Below are 21,813 nucleotides of genomic sequence, written 5' to 3' on the forward strand. Positions count from 1 at the left end.
CCCTGTCACGTCTTTCGCGTTGCCGCTGTGCCGTGTCAGTGGGAGCGCATTATAGGGAGCCTGAACTTTTGTGCAAGGGCTAAATCTAAGAAAAACAGGATTAATTTATCGTTCGCTCACAAAAGCAGCCAAACGGCCAAAAAAGCGATACTTTTTGATGAAAAAAGGGGCTCGCGCCCCTTTCTATCTATCTAGCGTCGTTTATTAAAGCTTAAGGCCCGAAGAAACGGGACTCCTGTTTGGCTTCAACCGTCTCACCATTGACTTCGGTAGTGACAATAAAGTCTATCTTGGTAATGGGACGTTTCAGCTCCACAGGGTCGACCGCCACACTGACAGGCAGCGTCAATACTTCACCGGCCGCAATCTGCACTGTTTGTGGACCATACCACTTATAGTTGTTTAACCCATCAATGTGCATCTGGTACTCGTGGGCCGTTTCTGTTTTGTTCAATATCTTCAAAGTGAAGGTATTCTCTGTCATCCCCTGAGTATTCTCGGTATAGAGCTGATTCCGGTCACGAATGATATCGATGCGCACAGGGGCGATATTGGCACTGGCGTAGATGAACACCAAAATCATCGCAGTAAGCACAACACCATAGCCCACCAGCTTGGGACGCAGCACTTTTTCCTTGATCCCTTCCAGTTTGTTTTCCGTGGTGTAACTGATAAGGCCTTTGGCATATCCCATACGTTCCATGGTGGAGTCGCAGGCATCGATACAGGCGCCGCAGTTGATACATTCGTACTGCAGACCATTACGGATATCAATCCCTGTCGGACAAACCTGAACACAGAGATCGCAATCGATACAGTCGCCCAGCCCCAGAGCTTTGGGATCTGCCTTACGGGAACGGGGGCCGCGAGTTTCACCACGCTTGGTGTCATAGCCAACAATATAAGTGTTCTTATCGAACATGGCCGCCTGGAAACGCGCATAGGGACACATGTGGATACACATGATTTCCCGCATCCAGCCGGCATTACCATAAGTTGCCAAAGTGAAGAGAATAACCCAAAAGTACACGGCGCCGCTGGCCTGTAAGGTAAACACCTCGAGGTATACTTCTCTGGAGGGCACAAAGTAAGACACAAATGTCATAGCCGTCAGCAGGGAAATCAGCAACCAAGCAGTATGCTTGGCCGTTTTGCGCCAGAGCTTGTCAAAACTCCAGGGCATCTGATCCAACTTCATCCTTTTGTTGCGTGCCCCTTCGAGCTTTTCTTCAAACCAGATAAAGATGAAGGTCCACACTGTCTGCGGGCAGGTGTAACCGCACCAGACCCTTCCCAGGTAGGTAGTGACAAAAAACAGTGCGAAGGCAGCAATCATAAACAAGGCTGCCAGCAACGTCAGATCCTGAGGCCAGATAGTCAGGCCGAATACATGAAACTTCTGCTCTGCCAGGTTAAACCAGACTGCCTGCCTATCTCCCCAGGGAAGCCAAGGCAAAATCAGGAAAAACAGCATAGCTATCCATCCCATCCGCCGCCTTAACGAACTCCATAGACCATCAACCGCACGAACGTAAATTCGGTTGCGAGGATTAAAGCGGTCTGCTTTACTCGCATCAGGCTGGTGAATCTTGATTCGATTGGCTTTCGAATAATCCTTATTGCTCGATTCTTCACTCATCTTTACAGCCTTTTACTGCTTATTGTATAAAAACTGGCGTATTATACCTTGTAACACAAGGGTTATTAACCTTAGTTGGACTAAATGATGAAAGGCTGGATTATTTTGGCAATATTGGCCGGAGTGCTTTATTACTTGGTCACTCAGACAGATAAGCTCGATGAGCCTATTGCCCAAACCGAAGCATTAGTAAAGAAAATTGAACGCAAGCTGGATGCCATGACGGGCACACAGATCATTCGCCTCGATCAGAAAAAGGCCCGCCTCAAGGCCGATATTGCCGAGCGTTTGTCAGCTTATGAGCTACAGGAGCTGGACGGCATACTGACCTCGCCAGAGACTTTAATGGACTTCAAGGACGAGTATTGTCGTGGCAATGTCATATCTCATCCGGTTTTCAGCAAAGATAACCTGTTGTTCATCTGCGATAACCTCTGAATAAAGCACCGGGTTTTGTCGACTGTTGCAAAACCCGCACCTGAAATCATTGACCTCCCACGCCAATCCACCTAGCCTTTGAGCCATTATCAATATAGGGGCTGTTTGTTATGACATCTTTTGTTTCCGATACTTTTGAACCTGAATTGTGGGAAGAGGTTGCCGGGTTCGCTTTTGAAGACATCACTTACCACAGAGCCAAATCTCAAGGTACTGTGCGAATTGCCATTAACCGTCCCGACTGTCTGAACGCTTTTCGTCCCAAGACAGTTGATGAACTTTACATAGCTCTGGACCACGCCCGGCAATGGTCTGATGTAGGTTGTGTGCTGTTAACAGGTAATGGCCCATCAGCTAAAGGGCAATATTCCTTCTCCTCCGGTGGCGATCAGCGTATTCGCGGCAAAGACGGCTACAAATATGAAGGTGAGGAAGCCGGCAAGGCCGATTTGGCTCGCATGGGCCGCCTGCACATTCTCGAAGTACAGCGCTTGATCCGCTTTATGCCCAAGGTCGTCATAGCCGTAGTTCCCGGTTGGGCGGTTGGTGGCGGTCACAGCCTGCATGTGGTGTGCGATCTGACACTGGCATCGAAAGAACACGCCGTTTTCAAACAGACAGACCCGGATGTAGCCAGCTTTGATTCTGGCTATGGCAGCGCTTATCTGGCGAAGATGATAGGTCAGAAGCGGGCAAGAGAAATATTTTTCTGTGGCTTTAACTACAGTGCCGATGAAGCCTTTGCCATGGGCATGGTTAACCGTTCGGTTCCTCATGCAGAACTTGAAACCGAAGCTCTGCGCTGGGCCAAGGAGATCAACTCCAAGTCCCCAACCGCAATGCGCATGCTCAAATATGGCTTTAACCTGCCTGATGATGGTTTGGTTGGCCAGCAACTGTTTGCCGGTGAAGCGACCCGTTTAGCCTATGGCACAGCCGAGGCCCAGGAAGGCCGAGACGCGTTTCTTGAAAAACGCGATCAGGACTTTTCCAGCTTCCCTTGGCATTACTGATAGCCTTAGACTACTAAAGGCCGCATAAGCGGCCTTTTTAATAGATAAAAACGGTCAAATTAATCTGTTAAATCCCCTTTTAATTATTAATGAGAATTATTATCATTAAATTATCGAGAGAGGAGAACCACCATGATTAAGACAATGACCTTTGCCATACTACACTTCAGCGTAGCCTTTACCATCACTTACCTGCTTACCGGCAGTGCGCTTATAGGTGGTGCCGTGGCCCTGATAGAACCCAGCATCAACACTGTTGTTTTCTACTTCCACGAAAAGGTCTGGAAGATATACGAAGCAAAAAAGCAGCAGCGGCTAACGCAATTAATCGCCTGAGCATACACTCAGGCGATTAGTGGCAACACTTTCAGGCTTGCGCTTGATTCCGGCCAATTACTCTACAGTAACCGACTTGGCCAAGTTTCTTGGCTGATCCACATCAGTCCCTTTGATCAGGGCAACATGGTATGACAGCAACTGCAGCGGAATAGTGTAAATAAGCGGTGCCATAAACTCATCACAATGTGGCACAGGAATTACCTTCATGGTGTCATCGGATGCAAATTCAGCATCAACATCAGCAAACACATACATCAAACCACCACGGGCACGCACTTCTTCCACATTGGACTTAAGCTTTTCAAGCAGTTCATTATTGGGTGCAACCACTATCACAGGCATGTCGGCATCGATCAGCGCCAATGGTCCATGTTTCAGCTCTCCGGATGCATAAGCTTCGGCATGAATATAGGAAATCTCCTTCAGCTTCAGCGCGCCTTCCATCGCAATGGGATACTGATCGCCACGTCCCAGGAACAAGGCATGACTCTTATCGGCAAAGTCTTCAGCCAACTCAGCTATGGCGTCATCCAACCCCAGAGCCTGCTCCACTTTAGCCGGCATAGACTGCAAACTCTGGGCGATTGCCGCCTGCATTTCCACACTCATGCTGTTATAACGTCCCAGTGCCGCCGTCAGCATCAACAAACCGGCCAACTGCACGGTAAAGGCCTTGGTGGAAGCCACCCCAATCTCGGCACCGGCTTTCATCATATATGCCATATCGGACTCGCGAACCAGCGAGGATCCGGGGGCGTTACATATGGTCAAGGTTGCCTTGTACCCCATCTCTTTGGCCAAACGCATTGCCGCCAGGGTATCGGCCGTTTCACCGGATTGAGAAATGGTGACCAACAGGCTGTTGGGGAACAGATGCGACTTGCGGTAGCGGAATTCAGAAGCAATTTCCACATTACAGGAAACACCGGCCCAATCTTCCAGCCAATAACGTGCCGCCATACCGGCATGGTAACTGGTACCACAGGCAATGATCTGTACATGTTTGATCTCTTTGAGAAGCTCGGCAGCATTATCACCAAAGGCTGTATCCAGCACCTGCTGCTGGGCTATTCGGCCTTCGAGAGTACGGGTCAGCGCCATTGGCTGCTCATAGATCTCTTTAAGCATATAGTGACGATACTCGCCCTTGTCACCGGCATCATGAGTGATTTCAGATTCTTTCTTTTCACGCACTACCGGGTTTCCGTCAAGATCATAGATATGAACCTCACGGCGAGTCACTTCGGCAACATCGCCCTCTTCCAGAAAGGCAAAAGTACGGGTCACCGGCAGCAGTGCCAGTTGATCCGAGGCGACGAAGTTTTCTCCCAGACCAAAACCTATTACCAATGGGCTGCCACTGCGGGCGACCACCAGCCGTTCAGGGTCGCGGCGGTCGATGACCACAGTGCCATAAGCACCTTCCAGTTGTTTGACTGTGGCTTGTACCGCCGCCAGCAAGCCGGGGGCAGACTTGAGCTCATGGTCGACCAGATGACAAATGACTTCTGTATCTGTATCTGAGTTGAACTGATAGCCTAAGCCCTTGAGCATCTCCCGCAACTTAGCGTGATTTTCAATAATCCCGTTGTGCACCACGGCTATGTCACTGCCGGATTGATGTGGATGCGCGTTGCGCTCACTGGGCTCACCATGGGTCGCCCAGCGGGTATGGGCGATGCCGGTACCACCGGCCAAAGGAGCAGTTTGCAAGGCATCGGCCAACTCCTGCACCTTGCCAACTCTGCGGGTACGGGTCAGTTCACCTTGGTGAATGACAGCCACACCGGCCGAATCATAGCCACGATATTCCAGGCGTTTCAGTCCCTCGATCAAGATTTCAGCAACATCCCTTTGCGCTACTGCGCCAACAATTCCACACATATCAATATCCGCTTAGTTTAAAGTTTACGCTGTAAAAGGGGCCAAGATCAGCTTTACCCCTTGATTTGAAATACTTTCAGCGGCTGCATCTGGCAGCCTATTATCTGTCACCAGGGTAGTGACCAACTCCCAGGGCAACTCAAGATTAGGAATTCTGCGGCCCACCTTTTCCGATTCGAGCAGCACCACTACATCCCGGGAAACTTCCGCCATCACCCGGCTCAGCCCAATCAACTCATTGAAAGTGGTGGTGCCTCGCTGCAAGTCAATGCCATCGGCGCCGATAAAAAGCTGGTCAAAGTTGTAGGAACGCAGTACTTGCTCAGCCACCTGTCCTTGAAAAGATTCGGAGTGGGGGTCCCAGGTGCCCCCCGTCATCAAGAGTGTGGGCTCGTTTTCCAATTCATGTATCGCATTGGCCAACTGCAGGGAATTGGTCATGACCACCAGCCCGCGCTTATCGTTAAGCTCAGGAATAAGTCCCAAAGTGGTGCTGCCACAATCTATGATGATGCGATTATGATCTTTGATAAGCCCGGCAGCGGCCTGAGCTATGGCCAACTTATTGCGGGAAGGCGGTTCAGACAAGGTCTGGGTTATCTCTTGAGGAACAACGACGGCACCACCATAACGACGCAGCAGCAAACCGATTTTCTCCAGGGCTGCCAAGTCTTTACGTATGGTCACTTCCGAAGTTTCAAACTTCAGCGCCAAGGCATCGACACTGACTTCACCCTGCTGCTGCAGCAGGGTAACTATGGCGTGACGCCTTTGTTGGGTGTTGCGTTTGGTCATTCCAGATTGAATAAGTTTCGATTCGAAAGGCGAATTATATAACTTCGAAACCTAAACGCAATTGCTGAGTGAAAAAAGCTCGTTAGTAGTTCAGCCGATATACAGGCATGCCTTAAAGCCAGCCCGAGCCTGGGCGCGCCCCAAGAAGCCGAAAGCATTAGATTTCATCCATAAAAAATGCCAGCCACTGGAGTGGCCGGCATTGCTGTTGGCATGTTATCTATTGGCGATTAAAACTTGGCTTCCAGCGCCAGGCTCACATGACGACCTTCACCAACAGTCACATCTGTATTGGTACCGCCGGCAAGATATTCTTTATCAAACAGATTCTTCATGTTAACCCTTACGCTGACATCTGTTCCCATCACATCCATAGTGTAGGCAGCGCCCAGGTCAAAACGTACATAACCATCTTTGGTGATCATGTTCTCTTTATCGGCAAAGCGTTCACCGACATAGACAGCACCAAAATTCAGAGCCAACGCTTCTGTCATCTCATAACGGGTCCAGATATTGGCCGACCATTCAGGCGCATCTATCGGCGTTTTACCATTGAGACTATCTTCTGCAGGGCGATCATACTCTGCATCCAGATACATCATGGAACCTGTCATAAACCACTTATCACTGAGTCGTCCCTGAGCGCCCATCTCAAACCCTTTATGACGCTGTTCACCACTCTGAGTTGTTATTGATTCACCTGCCCCTAAGTCTTGAGTCACGGTAACATTGGAGACGGTTATATCAAACACGGCGCCTGTCAGTAATAACCCACCATCGAACAGTTCCCACTTGGTGCCTATTTCATACTGTTCCCCATATTCAGGATCCAGATTCATCTTGTCATTAACATCATTAGGATCATTAACGCTCCCTTGGGGACTGAAGCTCTTTGAGTAATTGACATAGATACTGCCGTTATCCATCGGCGAATAGATCACCCCAAATTTAGGTGAAACGGCATAACTGTTGTTCCCGGCACCATCTTTCTTTTGTTCGTCATAACGAACACCGGCCAACAGTTTCCACTGTTCATTGATAGTAACCAGGTCCTGAATATAGAAACCATAGTGCTTATAGTCGCTTTCACTGAGTGAAGTATCGTTATGATAGTCCAAACCTGGATTTGCGATGGGCTGGCCAGGCATAACAGAAACACTTTCGCCTTTTTCGCGCAACTGCCCATAGTAGTAGTCCAACATATTGGCACCGATCAGGAACTGATGTTCCAAAACACCGGTACTGAAGTTACCGGTAATATCAATGAATCCTGTTTTATGTTGCCAATCATCATAACGATCGAATGGACTCACAGTGTAGCCATCAGTAAATGGATCCTCAGAACCTTTGATCAAACTTGGAAGAGAGTCCAACCTTTGGCGGTTGAACTGCTGATCATTATAGCCGGCCTTCACTTTCCAGTTGTCGCTGATAAAGTAAGTGAGTTCGGCCCCTAAGTTTTCGATGGTATTGTCAGTAAACGCCCATGGCATATCCCAGATAATATCCCGACCACCAATGAGCTCACCCTTGCTGTTCAACCAACCGCCACGGTCTATTCCGGTTTTATCTTGGGTATGGTCATATTTCAGTGACAGCAAAAGATCATCGGTAATATCAAACTCCAGATTCAGGTAGCCCAACCAACGATCTCTTTCCTGATTTTCACCATTCTGATATTCACGCCAATACTGGGTATCCTGCTTAACCAGCACAGTGCGATAACGGATAGTCTGAGCTTCGTTTAGACTACCACCGGCATCCAGTTGAAAGCGGGTAGAGCCGTTATCATCGGTATCAAATCCCAGGTTAAACAGTGTGTCGTAGGTCGGCTTCTTGGTCACCATATTGATCAAGCCACCAGGGCCTGACTGGCCGTAGAGCATACTGGAGGGGCCCTTAAGCACTTCTACCTGCTGCAGAGTTTCAATAGGTTGCACATAGTGCGACCACTGCTGCTGACCATTGATCAGGTACCCAGAACCAGAGTCCAACTCAAAGCCACGAATATTAAATACCTGGCGATTCCATTTTTCACTGCCACTGGTCACGCTTGAGTCATTCACCAATACTTCAGCCAGGTTGGTTGCCAGCTGTTCATCAGTAACAAAGTCGGGGATAACGGTAACGGATTGAGGTGTATCCATCAGATTAATATCACCACGCATCGCGCCAGAGGCGACGCCAGTCTTATAATCATTGAAGCTACGACCGGTAACACTGATACGCTCAATGTCTTCTGGCACTTGCTCTGCCGCCAGTGGCATTGAAGATATAGCGGCCACCACAGCCATACCTACACAGGAAAACTTAAACCTCATAATCACCTCATTCTCTATGCCGGACCGGCAATCAGTTCTATTTTTGCCAGCAAATATAAATGAGAAGGATTAGTATTTAAGTTTCTTTACAGATATTTACAATTAAATATGATTGACTTCAAACCCATTGACGGGTTTGTGAGATTGAAAGCACCCGAGTGGGTGCTTTCAATTAGAGGAATTATTTCTTTTGCTTTTGTGGACGCTTCCAACCCTTGATATGTTTCTGTTTAACTCGGGTGATAACCAACTCATCGGCGCCGACATCACGGGTTACAGTGGAACCGGCTCCCAGAGTCGCTCCTTTACCTATGGTGACAGGAGCAACCAACTGGGTATCACTACCGACAAACACCTCATCTTCAATAACGGTCAGATGTTTATTGGCGCCATCATAGTTACAGGTAATGGTACCTGCACCTATATTTACCCCTTGGCCAATGCGTGCATCACCGAGGTAAGCCAGATGTCCAGCCTTGGAGCCAACACCGAGTATGGCTTTCTTCATCTCAACAAAATTGCCTATATGGGCATCCTGCTTAAGTTCAGCGCCCTGACGCAGACGAGCAAACGGGCCGGCACTGGCGCCATCACCCAACTTGGCGCCCTCGACTATGCTGTAAGGCTTAATCTCGGCGTTATCGGCAATCTCACAATCAATAAGAATAGCGCCGGCACCCACAGTCACATTATTGCCCAGCACCACTTTACCTTCGAAGATCACATTGACGTCGATCATCACATCCATGCCGACTGTCACTTCACCGCGAACATCAATGCGTGCCGGATCCCTTAGGTTAGCCCCATCCAGCATCAAGGCTTCTGCACAGCGCTGCTGATAAGCACGTTCCAACGCCGCCAACTGCACTCTGTTGTTGGCGCCTTCTGTCTCAATGGAATTAACAGGATGAGCCGTATCTATGGCAACCCCATCGGCGTGCGCCATGGCGATCACATCGGTAAGATAGTACTCGCCTTGAGCATTGTTGTTTTCCAAGCGCCCAAGCCAGTTTTTTAATTGTTTGCCCGGCAATGCCATGATGCCGCTGTTGATCTCATTGATCTTGAGTTGCTCGGGAGAGGCATCTTTCTGTTCGACTATGCCAACCACCTTGCCATGCTCGCGCACCATACGGCCATAGCCGCTTGGGTCATCCAGATGCACTGTCAGTACGGCTACGCCATCGTTTTGCCTGGCAGCAAGCAAGGCTTCCAGTGTTTCCTTACGGGTGAGGGGAACGTCGCCATAGAGCACCAATACAGTGTCATTGTCATCTATATGGGGAATCGCCTGGGCTACCGCGTGCCCTGTGCCCAGCTGTTCAGCCTGCAGCACAAAGTTAAGCGGTTGCTCGCCCAGTTCCGTCATCAGCTTATCGCCGCCATAACCATAAACCAGATTGATTTTGTCGGCATTTAGTGAATGAGCCGTATCAATCACATGCTGCACCATGGGTTTATGGGCGACCTTATGCAGAACTTTGGGTAGATCAGAACGCATCCGGGTCCCTTTCCCGGCGGCGAGAATAACAACATTCAATGACATGAGAGATTCCTTTTCTTTGGGCTGGCGCAAGTGTACCGGAATCGCGGCAAAAATGCAGCGCTCAGGCAGCTTGGAAGCTTGCAAACCTGCTTGGACAATAGGAATAACAGACACAAAAAAGGCGCCCTAAGGCGCCTTTTTTCAGCAGTGCTGTTATCTGGCAATGTTCTTCTTGATGGTCTCAACGACCCGCAACTGAGCCACGGCTTTAGCCAGTTCAATTGCTGCCGCAGCATAATCGAAGTCAGCACCGGCATCGGCCATATGGGCTTCTGCACGACGCTTGGCTTCTACTGCAGCCTGCTCGTCAATCTCATCGGCACGCATTACAACATCAGCCAATACGGACACGGAGTTGGGTTGAACTTCCAGTAAACCACCTGAAAGGTAAAACACCTCTTCCTGACCATTTTGTTTGACGATGCGCGCCATGCCAGGTTTGATATTGGTCAGCAGCGGAGTGTGGCCGGGCATAATACCCAGTTCACCCTCAGAACCAGTTACCTGTAAATGGGCAACAAGGCCTGAGAAGATTTTGCTCTCTGCACTGACGATATCAAGCTGTACTGTCATGGCTGCCATCCCGTTCTCCTTACCAAACTATGCAATATTGCCTAGTTATTTCTTGTTGGCTTTCTCAACGGCTTCGTCGATAGAACCAACCATGTAGAACGCTTGCTCTGGCAGGTGGTCGAACTCACCGTCCAGAATTCCCTTGAAGCCACGGATGGTGTCTTTCAGGGGCACGTACTTACCTGGAGAACCGGTAAAGACTTCAGCTACGTGGAATGGCTGAGACAGGAAACGCTCGATCTTACGGGCGCGGGATACTGTCATCTTGTCGTCATCTGACAACTCGTCCATACCCAGAATAGCGATGATGTCTTTCAGCTCTTTGTAACGCTGCAGAACTGTCTGTACACCGTTTGCCACGTCATAGTGCTCTTGGCCAACAACCTGTGGATCCAGCTGACGAGAGGTGGAATCCAGTGGGTCAACCGCTGGGTAGATACCCAGAGAAGCGATTTGACGAGACAGTACCACGGTCGCATCCAAGTGAGCGAAGGTGGTTGCAGGGCTTGGGTCAGTCAAGTCATCCGCAGGTACGTATACCGCTTGTACCGAAGTGATAGAACCCACTTTGGTAGAAGTAATACGTTCTTGCAGAACACCCATCTCTTCAGCCAGTGTTGGCTGATAACCCACAGCAGAAGGCATACGACCCAACAGTGCCGATACTTCGGTACCAGCCAGGGTGTAACGGTAGATGTTGTCAACGAACAACAGTACGTCACGACCTTCGTCACGGAACTTCTCGGCCATAGTCAGACCGGTCAGAGCAACACGCAGACGGTTACCTGGTGGCTCGTTCATCTGACCGTACACCATGGCTACCTTGTCCAGTACGCCTGAGTCTTTCATCTCGTAGTAGAAGTCGTTACCTTCACGGGTACGCTCACCTACACCGGCGAATACGGACAGACCTGAGTGGGCTTTAGCGATGTTGTTGATCAGTTCCATCATGTTAACTGTCTTACCAACACCCGCACCACCGAACAGACCTACTTTACCACCCTTGGCGAACGGACATACCAGGTCAATAACCTTGATGCCGGTTTCCAACAATTCAGTGGTGTTAGATTGCTCTTCATAAGAAGGAGCATCACGGTGGATGATATAACGCTCATCTTCACCGATAGCGCCCGCTTCATCCACAGGTTCACCCAGAACGTTCATGATACGGCCAAGGGTCGCAGCCCCAACCGGAACGGAAATTGGTGAACCAGAGTTTTCTACCTCGATACCACGACGCAGACCATCGGAAGAACCCATGGCGATGGTACGAACTACACCACCACCCAGCTGTTGCTGAACTTCCAGCACCAAGCCTTTACAGGCGCCTTCGCCTGTGATCTTCAGAGCGTCATATACCTGAGGTACGGTATCTTGTGGAAACTCAACGTCCACAACCGCGCCAATCACTTGGACAACAGTACCTGTGCTCATGATTAATCCTCTAAAACTTGTATTCGTTACCCAGCCTAAACCGCGGCTGCACCTGACACAATTTCCGACAGTTCTTGCGTAATCGCCGCCTGACGGGCCTTGTTGTATACCAGTTGCAGATCATCGATCAGCGTGCCGGCGTTGTCTGTTGCTGCCTTCATGGCCACCATACGGGCAGCCTGCTCGGAAGCAATGTTTTCAACGACACCCTGATACACCTGAGACTCCACATAACGAACCAAAAGCTTGTCCAACAAGACCTTTGGATCTGGCTCATAGATGTAGTCCCAGCGATGCGCTACGTCATCTTCGTCTGATTTAGGCAAAGGTAGCAGCTGCTCGATCACAGGAGTCTGCGTCATGGTATTAACAAACTTGTTGAATACCACATACAGACGATCCAGCTTGCCTTCGTTGTAAGCCTGGAGCATTACCCGCACAGTACCAATCAGGTCAGCGAGCTTGGGAGCATCACCTAAACCTGAAGCATGGGCCTGCACCTTGCCACCAAAGCTTTTGAAAAACTGAACACTGCGAGCACCGATAGGGCAGAATTCAACTTCCGCACCTTGCTCTTTCCAGCTTTTCACGTCTGCGACAACCTTCTTGAAAAGGTTGACGTTCAGACCACCACAAAGGCCACGGTCGGTTGCCACTACTATGTAACCAACCCGCTTGGGTTCTCTCACCTCCAGGTAGGGGTGTTTGTACTCCAGAGAACCCTGAGCGACGTGACCGATCACCTTACGCATGCTCTCCGCATATGGACGGCTTGCAGCCATGCGATCCTGCGCCTTGCGCATTTTGCTGGCTGCCACCATTTCCATGGCGGACGTGATCTTCTGAGTGTTTTTCACACTCGCGATCTTGGTTTTAATCTCTTTAGCGCCGGCCATCTCTACTCTCCAATCTGGACCTGAGGTGCCTTATGACACCTCGCATGTATTTACCAGGTTTGGGTTGCCACGAACTTGTCGAGACCAGCCTTCAGCTCAGCTTCGATTTCGGCATTGTAATCACCGCTATCGTTGATCAGCTTCATCAGCTCAGCATGCTCGCCGTTCATGAAAGAGAGCAGAGCGGCTTCGAAGTCACCGATCTTCTTCAGCTCAATACCTTTCAGGTAGCCTTTTTCAGCTGCAAAAATAGATACAGCTTGGTCAGCTACGCTCATAGGAGCGTATTGCTTTTGCTTCATCAGTTCGGTTACACGCTCACCGTGCTCCAGCTGGGCACGAGTTGCATCGTCAAGGTCAGACGCAAACTGTGAGAACGCAGCAAGCTCTCGATACTGTGCCAGAGCAGTACGGATACCGCCGGACAGTTTCTTGATGATCTTGGTCTGAGCCGCACCACCTACACGAGAAACAGAGATACCTGGGTTAACCGCTGGACGCAGGCCAGAGTTGAACAGGTCGGTTTCAAGGAAGATCTGACCATCGGTAATAGAAATTACGTTGGTCGGTACGAACGCAGATACGTCACCTGCCTGGGTTTCAATAATTGGCAGAGCGGTCAAAGAACCAGTCTTGCCTTTTACTTCGCCATTGGTGAACTTTTCAACGTACTCTTCGTTCACGCGGGAAGCACGTTCCAGCAGACGAGAGTGTAGATAGAATACGTCACCTGGGTAAGCTTCACGGCCTGGTGGACGCTTCAGCAGCAGTGAGATCTGACGGTAAGCAACGGCCTGCTTGGACAGGTCATCGTAAACGATCAGTGCATCTTCACCGCGGTCACGGAAATATTCACCCATGGTACAACCAGAGTATGGTGCCAGGTATTGCAGGGCAGCCGCTTCAGAAGCAGTAGCAACCACAACAATAGTGTTGGCCAGAGCACCGTGCTCTTCCAGCTTGCGTACTACGTTGGCAATAGTAGAAGCCTTCTGGCCTACTGCAACGTACACACACTTGATGCCGGAATCTTTCTGGTTGATGATGGCGTCAATAGCCATCGCAGTTTTACCAGTTTGACGGTCACCGATGATCAGCTCACGCTGACCGCGACCGATAGGGATCATGGCATCAACCGCCTTATAACCGGTTTGTACCGGTTGAGATACGGATTGACGCTCAATAACACCAGGAGCAATCATTTCAACAGGTGCAAAACCATCGTTGTCGATTGGTCCTTTACCGTCGATTGGCTCACCCAGAGTGTTAACAACACGTCCCAGTAGACCACGACCTACTGGAACTTCCAGAATACGGCCAGTGGTTTTAACTTTTACGCCCTCAGCCAAACCGGCATAAGGACCCATAACTACGGCACCTACAGAATCACGTTCAAGGTTCAACGCGATTGCATAACGGTTGCCAGGCAGTTCGATCATCTCACCCTGCATTACATCGGCCAGGCCGTGAATGCGGATGATGCCGTCACTGACCGAAACGATAGTACCTTCGTTGCGGGCTTCACTGACGACTTCGAACTGCTCGATCCGCTGCTTAATCAGATCGCTGATTTCAGTGGAATTCAGTTGCATGCTCAAACTCCCAATTACGACTGCAGCTTATCAGACAGGCGGTTTAATTTGCCGCGGACGGATCCATCTATCACCAGATCCCCTGCCTTGATAATAATACCGGCGATAAGCTCGGCATCGACGCTGCAATTCAGCTTAACTTTGCGTGCGAGACGTTTCTCTAAAGAAACACTGATCTGCTGTTGCTGCTCAGAGCTAAGCTCAGTAGCAGATACCACGTTGGCTTCGATTTCCTTAGCCCATTCGTGGCGAAACTCAGCATAGAGCTGAGATACAGCAGACAGTACCTCCAAGCGACCGTTTTCAGCCATTACCTTGATCAGATTTTGACCGTGCTCATCAATTTGCTCGCCACAGATATTGATAAAGAGTGCAGCTAGCTTATTGCTGGACATAGATCCAGCCAGCAGTGGCTTCATGGATTCATTTTCACTCACCATTGCCGCGAAATCGAGCATTTCTGCCCAGTTTTCTACTGCTTGATGTTCAACAGCAAAGTCAAAAGCTGCCTTAGCGTAAGGGCGAGCAATGGTGGTTAACTCAGCCATAACTCAACTCCCTTATCAAATTTCAGCAACTAGTTTATTAACTATGTCGCTTTGGGCGGCTTCATCAATCGAACGCTCGAGGATCTTCTCTGCACCAGTGATGGCAAGAGTCGCAACCTGCTTACGCAGTTCCTCTTTCACGCGATTACGTTCAGCTTCAATTTCTGCTTTACCCTGAGCAATGATTTTCGCACGCTCAGCGTCTGCTTCAGCTTTGGCTTCATCAATAATCTGAGCCTTGCGCTTGTTGGCAGACTCAATGATTTCGTTGGCTGTAGCCTTGGCGTCTTTCAGTTGGTCAGTCGCTTTCGCTTGAGCCAACTCCAGGTCTTTTGCTGCACGGTCAGCGTCAGCAAGACCATCAGCAATCCTTTTCTGGCGCGCTTCGATGGCATTCATCAAAGGGGGCCATACAAACTTCATGCAGAACCACACGAAGATAATAAAGGCGACCGTCTGACCGATTAGGGTAGCGTTGATATTCACAACAGCCTCCTATTTAGAGTTAAGACAGAAGCGTTTATTACAGCATTGCACCCAGTGGGTTAGTAAACAGCATGTAAAGTGCAATACCTACACCGATCATGGTCACGGCGTCGAGCAGACCCGCTACAATGAACATCTTAACTTGCAGCATAGGAGCCATTTCTGGCTGACGCGCAGCGCCTTCCAGGAACTTACCACCCAAAAGGCCGAAACCGATAGCGGTACCCAGTGCACCCAAACCAATGAGCAGAGCAACAGCAATTGCAGTAAAGCCCAGAATCGTTTCCATCTGTATCTCCAGTATCTAAATCTGTGTTGGTTGATGATTTAGTTTAAAAAATTTCTTCAGCAGTCCTTAATGATCTTCATGAGCCATGCTTAGATAAACAATAGTCAGCATCATGAAAATAAACGCTTGCAGCGTGATAACCAGAATATGGAAGATCAGCCAGCCCAGTTGCAAAGTCACACCCAGAGCGGCAATCGCCAAGTTGGTACCATACATCAGCGCAATAAGGATGAAGATCAACTCACCTGCATACAAGTTACCAAAAAGACGTAGCCCCAATGAAATAGGTTTAGCTATCAAGGTAACAGTTTCGAGCAGGAAGTTGACGGGTATCATTGCCCAATGGTTGAAGGGCTGTAGCGTCAGTTCTTTCGCAAATCCTGACACACCTTTGACCTTGATGCTGTAGTAAATAATCAGCACAAACACGCCCAACGCGAGGCTGAAAGTGATGTTAAGGTCAGTAGTCGGTACTATCTTCAGATAAGGCACACCGGCCAAAGCGGCAGTATGTGGTATCCAGTCAACTGGCACCATATCCATGAGGTTCATCATGAATACCCACATAAAAATAGTCAGAGCAAGAGGTGCAATCAAAGCATTGCGACCGTGGAATGTATCTTTAACGCTGTTGTCGACAAACTCGACGATCATCTCGATAAAGCATTGAAGCTTACCGGGAACGCCAGAGGTTGCTTTTTTACCAACGCTGCGGAACAACCACAGAAACAGCACGCCAAGACCAACCGAAAAGAGCAATGAATCAATGTGCCATGTCCAGAAACCTTCACCAACGGTAAGGTTGGTAAGGTGATGCTGGATATAGCCCTGCGGTGTTAATGTTTCACCAGGTGCAGCCATGATTCATCCCACTTAACTTTGCTTGAAGTACAAAGGAGCTGCCCAATGCACTATCAACGCCAGTACATAGCAAATAAAAAGGGGCATAAATGCGACCTCTAAATTGATAAATACCAGCGAAAACAACGCTATTGTCAACAGCAACTTTACCGCTTCCCCCCAGTAAAAGCCTTTTAGGACCTTACCGGCAGAGCTTGCTCCCATATGGGAAAAAGCCAGGGTAGCGAATACAAAATTAGGGAGCACAGCTATGGCAGTTCCTGCCAGAGCAGAATAGCCAAACTGGGCTCCCCACACGGCAAAGAAGATAATTGAAGCACCCCCAGCTATCGCCGCCTGCATCATCACCAATTTATAGGCTGACCAACGGCCACGACGCGCTAAAACCTTACTCAATTATTCTTCTCCGCATTCCTACTTTTTGTTTCGATGACCGGACTACAAATATCCGTATAGAGTCGAGGTACAAAAAGCTTGCGAAAGTATACCTTTTCAAGTCTTGTTTGCAACTTTGAGATAAGTAAAAACCTCACCTTTTAACGTGATACAGCCCCAAATTCGCATAAATGCAATATTAACAAACGTCACAAATTTACACTAAAAAGCGTTAACGACGTTTTTTTAATGGATTTTGGCAAGAATGCCGTCTAATTCAGCCAGATTTTGATAGTTAATTACAATTTTTCCCTTTCCCTTACTACCGTGGGAAATAGAAACTTTTGCACCTAGCCTCTCAATTAACTGACTCTCCAGACGAGCAACATCGGTATCTTTTACAGGCTTTTCGGCCTCTTTGGCAGGATTTAAGACTTTATTAACCAATCGTTCTGTTTCACGAACGGTCAATTCCTTCGCTACCACCAATCGGGCAACAGAAGTTTGCTCCTCACCTTGCAAGGCAAGCAAGGCTCGGGCATGACCCATCTCAATATCACCGTACTCCAGTAACCGCTTTACCGGTTCATTCAATCCATTGAGTCGCAGCAAGTTCGAAACGGTAGCCCGTGATTTTCCCACAGCATCAGCTATTTGTTGGTGAGTAAGATCAAATTCTTCGATCAAACGGTTAAGCGCAATGGCTTCTTCCATAGCATTGAGATCTTCCCGCTGAATGTTTTCTATCAGGGCGATAGCCACAGCAGCCTCATCGGCAACCTGCTTGACTATACAGGGCACCTTGTCCAACTTGGCCAGCTGCGCCGCACGCCAGCGACGTTCGCCGGCGATTATTTCATATTTGTCATCACTGATCTTACGCACCACTATGGGCTGAATAACGCCCTGAGCCTTGATAGATTCAGCCAGCTCTTCCAGCGCCTCCGGCGACATATCTTTACGGGGTTGATACTTACCGGGTTGCAGCAGATCCACATCCAAAGTCAGCAAGGTTTCGCCGGCATCAACTTTAGATTGCTCGGCATCATCACGCTTCTTACTCGCTGCATGGCTGGTACTCAAAAGTGCGTCCAGGCCCTTGCCCAGACCCCGTTTTTTCAGTGTCATGCTCATTCCTTTATGCCTGTTTCGCTTGCTGATTCTGCTCTGAGCGACGAATGATTTCGCCGGCTAAAGCCAGATAGGCCTTGGCCCCAGCGCTACTCTTGTCATAGTACATAGCCGGAGCGCCAAAACTCGGCGCTTCGGCCAAGCGAATATTTCTTGGGATCACAGTGCGGTAAACCTTGTCACCGAAATGCTGTTTCAGTTGATCGGAAACATCGTTGGCCAGACGGTTGCGGGGATCGTACATGGTTCTGAGTATTCCCTCGATCCCGAGTTTAGGGTTAACCATGGCCGCCAACTTGGAAATGGTATCCATCAGGGCAGTCAAGCCTTCCAGGGCATAATACTCACACTGCATGGGAACCAGTACTGAGTCGGCCGCCGACATGGCGTTCACAGTCAACATATTCAGCGAGGGAGGACAATCGATAAAGATAAAGTCGTATTCATCCTGCACCTTTGCCAAAGCGTTGCGCAGGCGAATCTCCCTGGCAAAGAACTCCATCAATTTGATTTCGGCGGCAGTCACATCACCGTTGGCGGCAATGAGATCGTATTTCCCGGCAGTGTTACGTACGACGACTTCGTCAAAACTCTTTTCTTCCACCAGTAACTCATAGGCGGTGTTTTCAACTTCGTACTTGTCGACACCACTCCCCATGGTGGCATTGCCCTGGGGATCCAGATCGATCAATAGCACCCGCCGCTTGGTTGCCGCCAAAGAGGCAGCCAAATTAACACAAGTTGTTGTTTTTCCAACGCCACCTTTCTGGTTGGCTACGGCAATAATTCTCGCCACACTGTCACCTTGTCTGTCAATTTTGTTATTGATGCCCGGTTCCGTTTGCATCAAGTTGCTTGATACGCCAGCCAATTGCAAGGCATTCAAACCTGGGGAGCTATGATCAGCAGATGTCTCTGTTCATCCAATTTTGGAACCTTGAGTTCAATGGATTCCCTGATACTGTACCCCTCAGGGATCCCGGTTAACTCATCAGGGTTCAGTTGCCCTTTAAGGGCATAGAATACCCCATTTTGCGCCGGCAAATGCTGACACCAGCTTAACATGTCTGCCACTGAGGCAAAGGCGCGGCTTAGCACGCCGTCAAACCCTTGCGGATCCTCAAAGGCTTCCACCCGGCTCTCTACCGACTGTATATTTTTCAATTTGAGTTCAATCTGGACCTGTTTTTGAAAACGGATCCGCTTGCCCAAGCTATCGAGCAATACAAATTCTTTATCCGGATTCAAAATCGCCAGCGGGATACCGGGCAACCCAGGGCCTGTGCCCACGTCGATAAAACGCTGTCCCTTGAGATGAGGAGAGACGACCAGGCTATCCATGATATGACGGATGAGCATCTGCTCAGGTTCGCGCACCGAGGTCAGGTTATAGGCTTTATTCCATTTGTTGAGCATGGCAACAAAACCAAGCAACTGTTGCTGCTGTTCATCTGATGCATTGAGGCCTGTCTCAGCCAGATATGTTTTTAACTGTGCTGCAAGCACGGGTATTCTCCCCAGAAAAATACTGCGGGGCTATTATGCGGCCCCAAAACGGCCAAGGGAAGCATCTACAGCTTCCCCGGCTCTGGAATGGTTTACTGTATCAGGCCGTTCGGCGCAGTAATCCCCGTTTTTTCAGATGCACCAGCAAAATGGAGATGGCTGCCGGAGTTACCCCCGAGATCCTGGAGGCCTGGCCTATGGTCTCTGGTTTATGGGCATTGAGCTTGGCGATCACTTCGTTGGATAAGCCTGGCACTTCATTGTAATCAAGCTCCAGCGGCAATCCGGTATTTTCGTTACGCTGTGCTTTGGCTATCTCTTCCTGCTGGCGCTGAATATAACCAGCATATTTAACCTGGATCTGCACCTGTTCGGCCGCTTGACGATCTTCGAGCCCCGGCCCGAAACCTTCAATCCCCATAAGCTTGTCATAGTCCAACTCAGGACGACGCAGCAGCTCTTCAAACGAAGCTTCGCGAGATATTGGCGTATTGAGATGCGGATTCAGCGCTTCAACCAAAGGTGAATTCACATGGATCCATTGACTGCGCAGGCGTTGCAGTTCAGATTCTATCGCCTCAACCTTGGCCGAGAACTTGGCCCAGCGCTGATCGTCAACCAAACCCAGCTCACGGCCTTTCTCGGTCAGACGCAGATCGGCATTATCTTCGCGCAGCAGCAAGCGGTATTCGGCACGACTGGTGAACATGCGATAGGGCTCCTTGGTGCCCAAAGTCGATAGATCATCCACCAGCACGCCAAGATAAGCCTGATCCCGTCTAGGTGCCCAAGCGTCTTTACCTTGCACCTGTAAAGCCGCATTCATGCCGGCCAACAGGCCTTGAGCTCCTGCCTCTTCATAACCTGTGGTGCCGTTGATTTGACCTGCAAAGAACAACCCATTTATGGTTTTGGTTTCCAGCGAATTTTTCAGATCTCTGGGATCAAAGTAATCATATTCAATGGCATAGCCAGGGCGCATGATCTCAGCATTTTCCATCCCCTTGATCGAGCGGACCAAAGCAATTTGCACATCGAATGGCAAACTGGTTGAGATACCGTTGGGGTATAACTCATTGGTATTGAGTCCCTCAGGTTCAATAAAGATCTGATGCGAACTCTTATCGGCAAAGCGATGGATCTTGTCTTCGATAGACGGACAGTATCTCGGGCCTATTCCTTCGATAACCCCAGAATACATAGGGCTTCGGTCCAAACCGCCACGAATTATCTCGTGGGTTTTTTCATTGGTATGGGTGATATAGCAAGAGATTTGCTGAGGATGTTGGTTCACATCACCGATAAAAGACATCACAGGAAGAGGATTATCTCCTTGCTGTTCTGTCATCTGCTCGAAGTCGACACTGCGAGCATCGATACGAGGCGGCGTACCCGTTTTGAGACGGCCAACTCGAATAGGTAACTCTCTGAGTCTATGAGCTAGAGCGATCGCTGGAGGATCACCGGCACGCCCACCACTGTAATTTTCCAATCCAATATGGATCTTACCTCCCAAGAAAGTACCGGCTGTCAGCACCACAGCAGGAGCTTCAAAAGCCAGTCCCATTTGGGTAATAACACCAATGACTCTGTTGTTTTCAACAACCAGATCGTCAACAGCTTGTTGAAAGATCCTTAAGTTGGGCTGGTTTTGCAATATCTGTTGGATCTTTTGTCGATATAAGGCGCGATCTGCTTGGGCTCTGGTAGCTCTTACTGCAGGTCCCTTACTTGAATTCAGGGTTCTGAATTGGATCCCGGCACAATCAGTTGCTGTTGCCATGGCGCCACCCAAGGCATCTATCTCTTTAACCAAGTGCCCTTTACCTATACCCCCGATAGCCGGGTTACAGGACATCTGACCCAAAGTGTCAATATTATGGGTTAAGAGCAGGGTGTTAACTCCCATTCTGGCAGCTGCCAATGCGGCTTCAGTTCCGGCATGACCACCACCTACAACAATTACATCAAACCGTTCATGAAAACGCATAGATTTACCTTTGGCTGAGCAAGGGATGAAAAAGGAATTTCAGCCGATCATTTTAGCACCTGTAACGATTCAGGTGAATGCTCTATTTCATGCTGATGGATCGCAAGGGATCTGCCTTATAGATCTTAAGATCTTTATATAGATCTTCTTGTTATGT

21 protein-coding genes are annotated in these 21,813 nt (G+C 49.2%); 3 read left to right on the forward strand and 18 right to left on the reverse strand.

Annotated features, from left to right (window positions below; translation table 11 throughout):
• Window positions 1-211: 211 nt before the first annotated feature.
• Window positions 212-1,639 carry a cytochrome c oxidase accessory protein CcoG gene (gene ccoG / locus CX650_RS18575; RefSeq protein WP_101096696.1) on the reverse strand — a complete coding sequence of 476 codons (1,428 nt, stop codon included), beginning with the start codon at window positions 1,637-1,639 and terminating at the stop codon, window positions 212-214.
• A gap of 87 nt (window positions 1,640-1,726) precedes the next feature.
• On the opposite strand from ccoG, the gene CX650_RS18580 reads away from it, so the two are divergent.
• The 3 genes from CX650_RS18580 (at window position 1,727) to CX650_RS18590 (ending at window position 3,426) form a co-directional block, all read left to right on the forward strand.
• Complete coding sequence (locus tag CX650_RS18580; protein ID WP_101096697.1) at window positions 1,727-2,077, forward strand: hypothetical protein; 351 nt, start codon at window positions 1,727-1,729, stop codon at window positions 2,075-2,077.
• Between the two features lie 110 nt (window positions 2,078-2,187).
• The gene (locus CX650_RS18585; RefSeq protein WP_028780956.1) at window positions 2,188-3,090 is read left to right on the forward strand and encodes a 1,4-dihydroxy-2-naphthoyl-CoA synthase; all 903 of its coding nucleotides are present in this window, start codon (window positions 2,188-2,190) and stop codon (window positions 3,088-3,090) included.
• A 132-nt stretch (window positions 3,091-3,222) separates the two neighbouring features.
• On the forward strand, window positions 3,223-3,426 hold the full coding sequence (locus tag CX650_RS18590) for a DUF2061 domain-containing protein (protein WP_101096698.1): 204 nt from the start codon (window positions 3,223-3,225) through the stop codon (window positions 3,424-3,426).
• A 57-nt stretch (window positions 3,427-3,483) separates the two neighbouring features.
• Here the strand turns inward: CX650_RS18590 and glmS are convergent, their stop codons facing one another.
• From glmS to mnmG, 17 genes are all read right to left on the reverse strand, one after another.
• The gene (gene glmS, locus CX650_RS18595) at window positions 3,484-5,313 is read right to left on the reverse strand and encodes a glutamine--fructose-6-phosphate transaminase (isomerizing) (protein WP_101096699.1); all 1,830 of its coding nucleotides are present in this window, start codon (window positions 5,311-5,313) and stop codon (window positions 3,484-3,486) included.
• Window positions 5,314-5,337: 24 nt separating this feature from the next.
• The gene (locus tag CX650_RS18600; RefSeq protein WP_101096700.1) at window positions 5,338-6,108 is read right to left on the reverse strand and encodes a DeoR/GlpR family DNA-binding transcription regulator; all 771 of its coding nucleotides are present in this window, start codon (window positions 6,106-6,108) and stop codon (window positions 5,338-5,340) included.
• Between the two features lie 230 nt (window positions 6,109-6,338).
• The gene (locus CX650_RS18605; protein WP_101096701.1) at window positions 6,339-8,429 is read right to left on the reverse strand and encodes a TonB-dependent siderophore receptor; all 2,091 of its coding nucleotides are present in this window, start codon (window positions 8,427-8,429) and stop codon (window positions 6,339-6,341) included.
• A 181-nt stretch (window positions 8,430-8,610) separates the two neighbouring features.
• Complete coding sequence (gene glmU, locus CX650_RS18610; protein WP_039035963.1) at window positions 8,611-9,975, reverse strand: bifunctional UDP-N-acetylglucosamine diphosphorylase/glucosamine-1-phosphate N-acetyltransferase GlmU; 1,365 nt, start codon at window positions 9,973-9,975, stop codon at window positions 8,611-8,613.
• 153 nt (window positions 9,976-10,128) lie between these two features.
• Window positions 10,129-10,557, reverse strand: coding sequence for a F0F1 ATP synthase subunit epsilon (locus CX650_RS18615; RefSeq protein ID WP_025011732.1), 429 nt, complete (start codon window positions 10,555-10,557; stop codon window positions 10,129-10,131).
• 36 nt (window positions 10,558-10,593) lie between these two features.
• On the reverse strand, window positions 10,594-11,982 hold the full coding sequence (gene atpD / locus CX650_RS18620) for a F0F1 ATP synthase subunit beta (protein WP_039035954.1): 1,389 nt from the start codon (window positions 11,980-11,982) through the stop codon (window positions 10,594-10,596).
• Between the two features lie 35 nt (window positions 11,983-12,017).
• Window positions 12,018-12,878 carry a F0F1 ATP synthase subunit gamma gene (atpG, locus tag CX650_RS18625; RefSeq protein WP_039035953.1) on the reverse strand — a complete coding sequence of 287 codons (861 nt, stop codon included), beginning with the start codon at window positions 12,876-12,878 and terminating at the stop codon, window positions 12,018-12,020.
• Between the two features lie 50 nt (window positions 12,879-12,928).
• Window positions 12,929-14,470 (reverse strand): F0F1 ATP synthase subunit alpha, encoded by a 1,542-nt coding sequence (atpA, locus tag CX650_RS18630; RefSeq protein ID WP_039035952.1) that lies wholly within the window; start codon window positions 14,468-14,470, stop codon window positions 12,929-12,931.
• Between the two features lie 14 nt (window positions 14,471-14,484).
• Complete coding sequence (atpH, locus tag CX650_RS18635; RefSeq protein ID WP_039035951.1) at window positions 14,485-15,018, reverse strand: F0F1 ATP synthase subunit delta; 534 nt, start codon at window positions 15,016-15,018, stop codon at window positions 14,485-14,487.
• A gap of 15 nt (window positions 15,019-15,033) precedes the next feature.
• Window positions 15,034-15,504 carry a F0F1 ATP synthase subunit B gene (gene atpF / locus CX650_RS18640; protein WP_028780952.1) on the reverse strand — a complete coding sequence of 157 codons (471 nt, stop codon included), beginning with the start codon at window positions 15,502-15,504 and terminating at the stop codon, window positions 15,034-15,036.
• Between the two features lie 37 nt (window positions 15,505-15,541).
• On the reverse strand, window positions 15,542-15,793 hold the full coding sequence (gene atpE / locus CX650_RS18645; RefSeq protein ID WP_025011729.1) for a F0F1 ATP synthase subunit C: 252 nt from the start codon (window positions 15,791-15,793) through the stop codon (window positions 15,542-15,544).
• 66 nt (window positions 15,794-15,859) lie between these two features.
• A complete protein-coding gene (gene atpB / locus CX650_RS18650) occupies window positions 15,860-16,654 on the reverse strand; it encodes a F0F1 ATP synthase subunit A (RefSeq protein ID WP_039035950.1) in 795 nt (264 codons plus the stop codon).
• Window positions 16,655-16,666: 12 nt separating this feature from the next.
• A complete protein-coding gene (locus tag CX650_RS18655) occupies window positions 16,667-17,050 on the reverse strand; it encodes an ATP synthase subunit I (protein WP_039035949.1) in 384 nt (127 codons plus the stop codon).
• 225 nt (window positions 17,051-17,275) lie between these two features.
• A complete protein-coding gene (locus CX650_RS18660; protein ID WP_039035948.1) occupies window positions 17,276-18,157 on the reverse strand; it encodes a ParB/RepB/Spo0J family partition protein in 882 nt (293 codons plus the stop codon).
• Between the two features lie 10 nt (window positions 18,158-18,167).
• Window positions 18,168-18,956: a ParA family protein gene (locus tag CX650_RS18665; protein ID WP_039035962.1), complete on the reverse strand. Its 789-nt coding sequence runs from the start codon at window positions 18,954-18,956 to the stop codon at window positions 18,168-18,170.
• An 86-nt stretch (window positions 18,957-19,042) separates the two neighbouring features.
• Complete coding sequence (gene rsmG / locus CX650_RS18670) at window positions 19,043-19,666, reverse strand: 16S rRNA (guanine(527)-N(7))-methyltransferase RsmG (RefSeq protein ID WP_071476691.1); 624 nt, start codon at window positions 19,664-19,666, stop codon at window positions 19,043-19,045.
• Between the two features lie 100 nt (window positions 19,667-19,766).
• Window positions 19,767-21,656, reverse strand: coding sequence for a tRNA uridine-5-carboxymethylaminomethyl(34) synthesis enzyme MnmG (gene mnmG, locus CX650_RS18675; protein ID WP_039035946.1), 1,890 nt, complete (start codon window positions 21,654-21,656; stop codon window positions 19,767-19,769).
• Window positions 21,657-21,813 lie beyond the last annotated feature (157 nt).

The sequence above is a fragment of the Shewanella indica genome, from assembly GCF_002836975.1.
In the GTDB taxonomy this organism is placed as follows: domain Bacteria; phylum Pseudomonadota; class Gammaproteobacteria; order Enterobacterales; family Shewanellaceae; genus Shewanella; species Shewanella indica.

Bases quoted from the DNA above. Each gene is read 5' to 3' on its own strand.
- ccoG (WP_101096696.1), bottom strand. From the start codon at position 1,639: ATGAGTGAAGAATCGAGCAATAAGGATTATTCGAAAGCCAATCGAATC.
- CX650_RS18580 (WP_101096697.1), top strand. From the start codon at position 1,727: ATGAAAGGCTGGATTATTTTGGCAATATTGGCCGGAGTGCTTTATTAC.
- CX650_RS18585 (WP_028780956.1), top strand. From the start codon at position 2,188: ATGACATCTTTTGTTTCCGATACTTTTGAACCTGAATTGTGGGAAGAG.
- CX650_RS18590 (WP_101096698.1), top strand. From the start codon at position 3,223: ATGATTAAGACAATGACCTTTGCCATACTACACTTCAGCGTAGCCTTT.
- glmS (WP_101096699.1), bottom strand. From the start codon at position 5,313: ATGTGTGGAATTGTTGGCGCAGTAGCGCAAAGGGATGTTGCTGAAATC.
- CX650_RS18600 (WP_101096700.1), bottom strand. From the start codon at position 6,108: ATGACCAAACGCAACACCCAACAAAGGCGTCACGCCATAGTTACCCTG.
- CX650_RS18605 (WP_101096701.1), bottom strand. From the start codon at position 8,429: ATGAGGTTTAAGTTTTCCTGTGTAGGTATGGCTGTGGTGGCCGCTATA.
- glmU (WP_039035963.1), bottom strand. From the start codon at position 9,975: ATGTCATTGAATGTTGTTATTCTCGCCGCCGGGAAAGGGACCCGGATG.
- CX650_RS18615 (WP_025011732.1), bottom strand. From the start codon at position 10,557: ATGGCAGCCATGACAGTACAGCTTGATATCGTCAGTGCAGAGAGCAAA.
- atpD (WP_039035954.1), bottom strand. From the start codon at position 11,982: ATGAGCACAGGTACTGTTGTCCAAGTGATTGGCGCGGTTGTGGACGTT.
- atpG (WP_039035953.1), bottom strand. From the start codon at position 12,878: ATGGCCGGCGCTAAAGAGATTAAAACCAAGATCGCGAGTGTGAAAAAC.
- atpA (WP_039035952.1), bottom strand. From the start codon at position 14,470: ATGCAACTGAATTCCACTGAAATCAGCGATCTGATTAAGCAGCGGATC.
- atpH (WP_039035951.1), bottom strand. From the start codon at position 15,018: ATGGCTGAGTTAACCACCATTGCTCGCCCTTACGCTAAGGCAGCTTTT.
- atpE (WP_025011729.1), bottom strand. From the start codon at position 15,793: ATGGAAACGATTCTGGGCTTTACTGCAATTGCTGTTGCTCTGCTCATT.
- atpB (WP_039035950.1), bottom strand. From the start codon at position 16,654: ATGGCTGCACCTGGTGAAACATTAACACCGCAGGGCTATATCCAGCAT.
- CX650_RS18660 (WP_039035948.1), bottom strand. From the start codon at position 18,157: ATGACACTGAAAAAACGGGGTCTGGGCAAGGGCCTGGACGCACTTTTG.
- mnmG (WP_039035946.1), bottom strand. From the start codon at position 21,656: ATGCGTTTTCATGAACGGTTTGATGTAATTGTTGTAGGTGGTGGTCAT.